This window comes from Paenibacillus sp. A3M_27_13, assembly GCF_024213315.1.
GTDB classification, from domain to species: domain Bacteria; phylum Bacillota; class Bacilli; order Paenibacillales; family Paenibacillaceae; genus Paenibacillus; species Paenibacillus polymyxa_B.
The window spans coordinates 1,379,180-1,388,025 of the sequence record NZ_JANAVE010000002.1 but is presented as its reverse complement, the minus strand read 5'-3'; the positions used below and the strand labels follow the sequence as shown (position 1 = coordinate 1,388,025).

At 45.3% G+C, this 8,846-nt stretch carries 7 protein-coding genes and 1 rRNA gene; all 8 read right to left on the bottom strand.

All coding sequences use genetic code 11. The annotated features are described in order from the left end of the window. Positions 1-172, bottom strand: a 16S ribosomal RNA gene (locus tag NLX82_RS12925); the annotation flags it as partial. Positions 173-1,365: 1,193 nt separating this feature from the next. Continuing rightward, positions 1,366-2,343, bottom strand: coding sequence for a class II fructose-bisphosphatase (gene glpX, locus NLX82_RS12920; protein WP_013310165.1), 978 nt, complete (start codon positions 2,341-2,343; stop codon positions 1,366-1,368). A 148-nt stretch (positions 2,344-2,491) separates the two neighbouring features. Beyond that, positions 2,492-3,295, bottom strand: coding sequence for a pyruvate, water dikinase regulatory protein (locus NLX82_RS12915; RefSeq protein WP_025723337.1), 804 nt, complete (start codon positions 3,293-3,295; stop codon positions 2,492-2,494). 13 nt (positions 3,296-3,308) lie between these two features. Then, positions 3,309-3,923 carry a helix-turn-helix transcriptional regulator gene (locus tag NLX82_RS12910; protein WP_223822107.1) on the bottom strand — a complete coding sequence of 205 codons (615 nt, stop codon included), beginning with the start codon at positions 3,921-3,923 and terminating at the stop codon, positions 3,309-3,311. A gap of 238 nt (positions 3,924-4,161) precedes the next feature. Continuing rightward, complete coding sequence (locus NLX82_RS12905; protein WP_023988441.1) at positions 4,162-5,373, bottom strand: ABC transporter permease; 1,212 nt, start codon at positions 5,371-5,373, stop codon at positions 4,162-4,164. Next, positions 5,370-6,089 (bottom strand): ABC transporter ATP-binding protein, encoded by a 720-nt coding sequence (locus tag NLX82_RS12900; protein ID WP_023988440.1) that lies wholly within the window; start codon positions 6,087-6,089, stop codon positions 5,370-5,372. The genes NLX82_RS12905 and NLX82_RS12900 overlap by 4 nt, the downstream gene beginning before the upstream one ends. Before the next feature lie 6 nt (positions 6,090-6,095). Continuing rightward, positions 6,096-7,556, bottom strand: coding sequence for an efflux RND transporter periplasmic adaptor subunit (locus tag NLX82_RS12895; RefSeq protein WP_028542326.1), 1,461 nt, complete (start codon positions 7,554-7,556; stop codon positions 6,096-6,098). Positions 7,557-7,569: 13 nt separating this feature from the next. Further along, positions 7,570-8,736, bottom strand: a complete 1,167-nt coding sequence (locus NLX82_RS12890; RefSeq protein ID WP_053325355.1) for a TolC family protein — start codon at positions 8,734-8,736, stop codon at positions 7,570-7,572. Positions 8,737-8,846 lie beyond the last annotated feature (110 nt).

Sequence of the window (8,846 nt, the reverse complement as noted above, 5' to 3'; positions counted from 1 at the left end):
TAGCTACCGTTTCCGGTAGTTATCCCTGTCTTGTGGGCAGGTTGCCTACGTGTTACTCACCCGTCCGCCGCTAGGTTGTTTAGAAGCAAGCTTCTAAACAACCCCGCTCGACTTGCATGTATTAGGCACGCCGCCAGCGTTCGTCCTGAGCCAGGATCAAACTCTCCATTAAAGACCAACCGAAGTTGGTTTATAGAAAGAGCGATAAGCTCATTTTGAAACTGACGAGATAAAATATCTCTTGTTTGCTTCCATTTTATACAGCCCGATGGCATGTACCAAAATTTCAGCGTTGGATTTTGTAAACAAAATCCGTACTCACTCGTTGTTCAGTTTTCAAAGATCAAATTTTCATGCGGCATTTTGAGCCAGAACAATAATATAACATTTTCATCTAATTTAATCAACCTGTAAATAATTCCAGGTGAGTTATCCAAACCTTATTTAGTTAACAATCACTTTCGGGCTGGGATAATAATATATCAATTTAAACCGATCAAGTCTACCTGTAAAAATTCCCAGCTTGTTCGAACTTATTAAAAATCTTTGATCTTGTTCTATCGGCTGGACTAGTAATTTAACACGCATACCAAATTAATTCTACTTGAAATTAATTCCTTTTGATAGACAACTATAGATAATACACCAAAGTGGTTCATAATCCTAATAGGTGGAAATTTTGCTTAAATCTACGTTATTCTAATTTCCATAAAGATTTGCTTTGTCAATTAGTTCTTAGATGTTTTCGAAGGTTGATGCTTCTTGTATTTCATTTGATTTTGATGCTAGTAATACTATTTATATTCTTTTTGGATGCATTTTTCTCAGAAGAAGTTGATAATTATGAAGAAATTTATCATGAACTTAATCCTTACATTTTTCACTGGCCTCTTCGCTATTTATTTACTTACTCGAAAAGTAGAAATAGATGGTTTAAGAGTTTGCTTTATAAGCACAGAAATAGTAGCACTAGGTTATCTGACTGTGTGTTTAATAAAAAAAGCACGTAAATGAAAAACACATTTCTAATACGGACCAAAAAACGGCAAAAATAATTATACTTACGTCACTCAATGAAAGTGAGGTTATACTCGATGCGTATTCCATGGAGTTGATAACTTCATCTGTTCCATGACAGTTAGAATGACCCCGAAATATGAAAAACAGCGGTATCCTTGGATGAGTCCTAGATACCGCTGTTTTTTTGAACTATCGTTCCTTGTTTGTTAAACGATAAACTTAATCTCCGTATTGTGTTTACAGCATACGAAACTTCTGCTTTGAATTCACCTCTGGACGATGCAAGGTGAAGAAGAACCTTTCGCCTACTGTGGGAACAGATTTAGGAAGCCATGACTTCAATGTTCAAGAGGATGCCGCTACCGCAAGCGTACCGGAAGAATCCGCTGTATGATGAATACTCCGCACGAAGCGAATCGTTTTTGTTTCTGAGTGCATTACGACTGAATGAGTTTCCGCTCTGTGACCAGGAAGAGAACGAACCCCCTGCAACCACTCTCCAGGTGTCACACCTGTAGCCACAAACATCACGCCTTGGCGTCCGACCATATCATCCATGGAGAGCAACGCACCGGGATCAGTAATCCCCATACGCTTGCAACGCTCAATCTCTTCTTCACCATGAGGCAGCAGGCGACCCTGGATTTCTCCGCCCATACATTTCAGCGCTGCAGCGGCCAATACACCCTCAGGAGCGCCACCAGAACCGATATGCAAATCTACACCGCTATCCAGGCATGTTTCAATCGCGCCCATCACATCCCCATGGCCAAGCAGTTTGATTCGAACGCCGCTTTCCCGCAGAAGCTTGATGATCCCGGCGTGCCGTGTACGATCAAGAATGGACACGGTAAGATCAGACAAGGATTTACCGAGTACTCGTGCAGCTTTTGACAATGTAGTTGGAATTGGGTCCTCAAGTGATAGCTTTCCAGCCAATGCCGGGCCAACGGCCATTTTTTGCATGTACATATCTGGAGCGTGGAGTAGACTACCACGAGGTGCAGCAGCAATGACCGACAGAGCGTTATTCAAACCATTTGCTACTGTTTCGGTTCCCTCTAGTGGATCGACAGCGATGTCCATAGCCGGTCCCCTGCGATTGCCTACTCTTTCCCCGATATACAGCATGGGAGCCTCATCCATTTCGCCTTCGCCAATGACGACCGTGCCGTCCATGGATACCGCATTAAAATGAGTGCGGATGGCTACCGTAGCCGCCTCGTCTGCGCTATTCTTATCTCCACGCCCTGTCCATTGTGCTGATTGCAGTGCCGCTGCCTCTGTTACCCGAACGAATTCCAATGCCATTTGACTCTCCATACCTATCCCTCCACCTCTCCTAAAAATTAATTGTTACCCTTAAGCAAATGAACTATTTAGGGCAACTTTGCTGCAATCTTTCTATTTATCTATTAAACTCCTGTATCCTACGATTTTAATTTTTAGTTATATGAGCAGCTACTAGGCTCTATAACATTCTGATAATTAAACCTGCCGTCTCTTCAATCGCCTTATCTGTAACATCAATAACCGGACAATTCAGCTCTTTAAACAAAGACTGCGCATACGCTATTTCCTCTTCTACCCTCATCGCTGTAGCATACTGCACATTATTAGGAAGCCCCATAACCTTTAGTCGCTCACTGCGTATTTTCAACAGTAACTCTGGCTCGATCGTTAATCCGAATACTCGACCACGCTGAACATCCTTCAACTGAACAGGCGGTGTCAGCTCCGGTACAATCGGTATGTTGACCGTTTTATAACCTTTATGCGCGAGAAACATGGATAAAGGGGTTTTGGAAATACGGGATACTCCAAGCAATACAATATCCGCTTTGAGAATGGCGCTCACATCTTTACCATCATCATATTGAACCGCAAAATCCAAGGCCTCTACACGGCGAAAATAGTTATCGTCCAGTCGGTGCAGCAGACCAGGCTTCTCTTTGGGATCGTTATGGAACGTATCAGCAAACGCCTGCATCATCGGTCCCATAATGTCGACAGCCCGCACATTCAGCCGGACAGCCTCCTCTTTCATCGCTTCTCTCAATTCTGGCTGTACCAGCGTATAAGCTACGAAGCCTTTACGCTCGGCAACTTCCTCCATCACCCGGCTCAGTTCGTCTTCATCCCTCACGTTCATAAATCTTTTGATCTCTGTGTCCGGTAACTCAAATTGGCGCATGGTCGCCTGTACGACAGCTTCTGCCGTCTCGCCAATCGAGTCTGAACAGATCGCTATAAAATGACTGCTCACCTGAACCATTCGATTCCTCCCATTAATCCTCTGCTACCATATCGAGCAACATTTTAATAATATTCGTTTTTGTAATGCGTCCCACGACTTTCCAGTGCTCCCCTGGCTTGTCGGAGTCGGAAGGGACGACAACAGGCAGGCTGTCGATTTGACGGGCAATAATTTTGCGCGCTGCCTCTAATACCGTATCCTCTGGGGAAACGGTGACAACATTCGCCTGTCGGGTCATCACAAGGCTGACAGGAATGGTTGCTGCATTGGGATTCCCTAACGTTACCTTAAGCAAATCCTTGCGGGAAGCTACCCCTGCCAAATCTCCGTCTTCATCGGTGACGATCAAATTGCTCACATTTTCCAAAAAGAGAGCTACGACAGCTTCCTGAATCGTGGTTGTTTCTCGTACGATGACTGGAACCCCATGAAGATCGCCGACCTTCATTTGCAACAGCCGGAATTTTTCCTCCCGGTTCGGCGTGCCCCGCTTTCCAACAAAATATCCGACCTTGGGCTTTGCATCTATGTAATTCAGAATGCCCAATTTGGATAGGTCGGTCCGAATGGTCGCCTTGCTGAGATTAAGCATTTCCGCAATCTGATCCCCGGTAATCGGGGCATGCTTTTGTACGATGTTTAAAATTTCTACTTGTCTTGCCGTAAGGTCGATGATGAACGTCCCTCCTTTTTTCTTGCGATCTAATAATGAATATAATACGTCATATATAACAATAAATCAACCTTAAAAAGCATATAAAACATCACATATATAAAATTAAGGCGGTTATTCATGTCTTTTTATCATTTAAAACACTTATTTAACACAAAAAAACGGGTACTTTGCACCCTGCTCTTTCGAGTAAGGCGAAGTACCCGCTCCCTTATTCGTATCTTAAAGCATCAATTGGACGCAGCTTCGACGCCTTTCGCGCCGGATATACTCCGAACAACACTCCAACCCCCATACAGCACAGAAAAGAGTAAAGCACGGGCTCTATCGAATACACAATCGGCATTTGGACGAATTTCTCGAGCAGCTTTGCACCTCCGAGACCCACCATTACGCCAACCAGTCCACCCATCAGACTGAGAAAAACAGCCTCAGCCACAAACTGCAGCATAATATCACTGCGTTGCGCACCAATCGCTTTACGAATCCCGATCTCCCTCGTACGTTCCGTGACGGACACCAGCATAATATTCATAATGCCGACACCTCCAACGCCAAGCGCAATTGCAGCTACACCGGCCAGCAGCATATTCATAATCCGATCAACCCCGGACACTGTTTTTAAGATTTCCGTCTGGGTCATGATCTGAAAGTCATCGCCCTCTGATGGCTTTAGCTCATGTCTGGCACGTAGCACCTGCCGAATTTCAGCACTTGCCTGATTAATCTTCTCCTCTGTTGTTGCAGAGGCGTTCACCTGCTGAATACTCATATTGCCTAGCCGTTCCATCCCCGTTGTAATCGGTACATATACCTGCTGACCACTGTTACTCATATTGGAATTGGAATTTGCCAGCACACCAACCACCTTAAAAGGAAGCTGTTTAATCATGATCGTCTCACCGACCGCTCTTGAGGCATCCGGACCAAAAATATTACGGGCCGCATCACTCCCAAGCACGGCCACATTCATTTGTTTATCCACTTCATAGTGGGTAAACGACCTGCCTTGAGCTAGTGACAGCTTTCTCACATGAACGAATGCCAGCGAAGTCCCCTCAATTTGCGCGCTGACCTTATTGCGACTCCACGTAATATCTGCATTGGTCATGGCACTTGGCGCTACCTCTGCTACTGCTTTTTGCTCCTCTAGCGCATCGATATCTTCCAGAGATATTCCTTTCGTCTGACTGAACGACATGGAGCTGGAGCCATCATATGGAGCATAAGGATAGATCATCAGCAGATTATTTCCCATACTGTTGATCTGAGATGTAATCGTAGCCGTTGATCCTTTACCAATGGCTACAATCATAATCACAGCGGCCACTCCGATAATAATGCCCACCATGGTTAGCAAAGATCGCAGCATATTGGTTCGCAAACTGTTGAGCGATACACGGATAATTTCCTTAAACTTCATGCCTTCACTTCCTCTGCCGCCATTCTTCGTTTCCCAACAGGCTGATCCTCTTCAATCCGCCCATCCCGAAAATGAATCAGACGCTTGGCGTATTCTGCAACCTCCTGATCATGAGTAACCAATACAACCGTTTTCCCCTGATCATTCAGACGCTGAAAAATCCCCATTATTTCAACACTTGTTTTGGAGTCCAATGCGCCTGTCGGTTCATCCGCCAAGAGAATGACCGGATTGTTCACAAGTGCGCGCGCAATAGACACCCGCTGCTGCTGACCGCCTGACAATTCGTTTGGCCTATTGTTCATCCGATCGCCTAGACCTACGCTAGTAAGAGCCTCCATTGCCCGCAAACGACGCTCCTTGGCAGGAATACCCGCATAGATCATAGGCAGTTCCACATTCTCCAAAGCCGTTGCTCGCGGGAGCAAATGGAATTTTTGAAATACAAATCCGATTTTCTGATTACGTATAATAGCCAGTTCATCCTCGCGGGCATCTAATATCGAATAGCCATCCAAATAAAATTGTCCCGATGTAGGTAAATCCAGACAGCCGATGACATTCATCATCGTGGACTTGCCTGATCCAGACGGTCCCATGATCGCGACAAAATCACCGTCAGCAATATCAAGTTGTACCTCACGCAGGGCATGAATTTCCTGATCTCCGACCTGATACACTTTTTTCAAATCCTCAATCTGAATGACGTATCTCATACCCGTTTAAAAGCCTCCCTGCATGCCGCCCATAGCAGAAGGGTCCGGCGGAGGTTCAGGAGCAGGCACAATAAGCGTGTCACCCTCCTTTACACCTGACTTGAGCTCGACTCGATCTGGCGTGTAAAATCCGAGTTCTACGGGCTTGAATGTGCGCGCCCCTTGATTCGCAGCGTTATTAGCGGAAACATACACGCCATCCTGTCCCCCTTCCGATCTCAGCGCAGTAGCAGGTACGAACAGCACATTTTTGTGTACTCCCAAAATAACAGCCACATTCATAATCATGCCCGTTTTGAGCTTGCCTTTCGGGTCATGAACAGACAATTCCATCAGATACGTCGTCATCCCTTCATCCGTAGAGGCTTCCGGTGAGACGAATTGCACCTTCCCTGGAAATGATTCACCAGGATATGCATTGGTAGTCAACACGGCTGAAAGACTCTTCTTTACTTTGACAATGTCGGTCTGACTTACCTTCACAACCACCTTAAGATCGTTGGAATCCGAGTTATTCATGACAATGAATGGAGCCGTCGGACTGGTCCCTACATCCCCGTTCACCTTCAAGATTACCCCGTCCCAAGGTGCTGTGACCTGAAGCTTGTTCAGTTCATTTTTCTTCTGCTCCAGTTCCGTCGCCTGTCTTCGAACCTCTATCCGTGAGGCTTGAATATTGGATGCATCAGCCGGAACCTGAATTTTGCGAAGCTCTGCCATTGCCGTACGATATCCGATTTCAGCTTCTGAAATGGTGCGACGTTTTTGCGACATGATTTTGCGGAACTGCAGATCCAGACCATCATAGTCCGTCTGTGCTTTATCCAGTGCTTGCTCTGCCTGCTCCAATTCACTGTTGGACACCGCACCGGCATCATGTAAAAACTTTTGGTCTTCATATGCCTTTCGCGCCTGTTCCAACTGTTTTTGGGAAGTTTTCTTCTGACTTTCGGCTTCTTCCAGCTCAAATGATTCTTGCGCTGTATCGATAGCCATTTTGGCCCGAAGTACATTTGTTTTCTGAATTTCAATATCCTCTGCCTTCGGACCTTTCTCCAATTCAGCCAGCTTGGATTTGGATATTTCCAAAGTATCAGACGCAGTCTGAATTTGCATTTTAATTTCTGAACTGTCCAAAAGAGCCAGCACCTGTCCTTTTTTCACCTTGTCCCCGGCTTTCACATTTACCACTGCCAGCTTGTTATCACCTGCACTCGTGAAGTTTAACTTCACTTCCTTGGACGCTTGCACGGTACCGGACGTGTCCAGCTTCTCACTCACATCGCCGCGCTCTACTTTAAGCGTCTCATCCTGAACCAAAGGTGCCGCCTGCTCCTTGGGCAGACTCAGATATACTGCTGTTCCGCCTCCACCTACAACCAGTAGAACAATTGCAGTCCATATCCACTTTTTTCTCCGTTTTTTCCGTAACTTGATTAAAGCATCATTTAAAACCGTTTCTGCCAACGCCTTTTCCTCCCTATGTGCTCCATGGCTTGTTCAACGTATACTCATTTTGATCCAACTCGATCGCCAGTTCTTCCATTTGCCGTTCAATCTGGTTCACTTTCAACTGATTATTTTTCAATTCCATCTCGATAATTAGACCTCTGTCCCACTTTTTGCGTGATAACTCCAAGGCCTCTTTTGCCGTACGCAAGCTTTCTTCCAGTTGTACATATTTTTTTTGGTTTTCCTTAACCGTGGCATACAAATTACGGAGTGATTCGGCAAAATCCTTTTGACCTTTGTCGAGCTCCTCTTTAGCCGTATCGACATCCATTTTAGCTAGATCATAAGCACCTGCGCCGCTGTTAAAATCGAAGTATCTCACATTAAGTTCCGAAGTTTTGATACTATCCTCCAGCTTCCATAAATTTGGATTCATGTCTGTCAGCTGTTGTATATGTATTTCGATATCCAGCTTCTTCGGTTCCTTGTACACGGGCCGATCAACCAATTCATAGGCTGTTCCGTTAGGTTGTCCCATGAGGAAGTTCAGAGCATCCCTAGATTTTTGCAACGCAATTTTCCCCTGCTCTACTGTTTGCTGAGCCTGGCTTCTGGTCTGTGTACTCTCGTTTTTCGCATACTCAGAAAGCTTGCCGCGTGCAAATTTGGCAAGTGCAATCTTTTCCTCCGCTTGGGCGATTTCAAGCGCTTCCAGATCATTTTTCACCTGATTCTCTGCTATAAACACACTTTGGTAGCTTTTCATCACATTAAAATAAATCTGGTCTTTGGCGAACTGCGCCTGCTTTTTACTGGCTAGATAGGATAACGTAGAGGAACTGTAATTCCTCCATGACGTTTCATCATCAAAAAACTCATCCTCTATAAACGAATCAACAGGTGTATAACCTAGCTCCTTTTCTGCATTTTTCAGTTCGATTCTGCGACGCTCTACATCCCGTTCGGCGGTACGCGTATTGTAACTGTTCGTCTGTGCCCATTCCACGGCCTGCTTGAGTGTTAATGTAGGTAAAGCCTGACCCGTTACGGATGATGTCTTCGATGTAGCCGCAGTAGATGGACTAACCGACGTACTTGATGCTACATTTCCTGATAAACTCTCAGACTGTACAGTGGAGGCCAATCCTGATGATAAGGACAATACAAGCAGCACGACAGCCGCTTTTTGCTTCATAGATGAATCTCTCCCCTTTCGGTTCATTCCCCGAATCTTTTCCATTTTTTTCGACATAAACTTCCACGAACTCTTTGCATTCTAATTGTACTTTCAGGTTTATGTTGGTA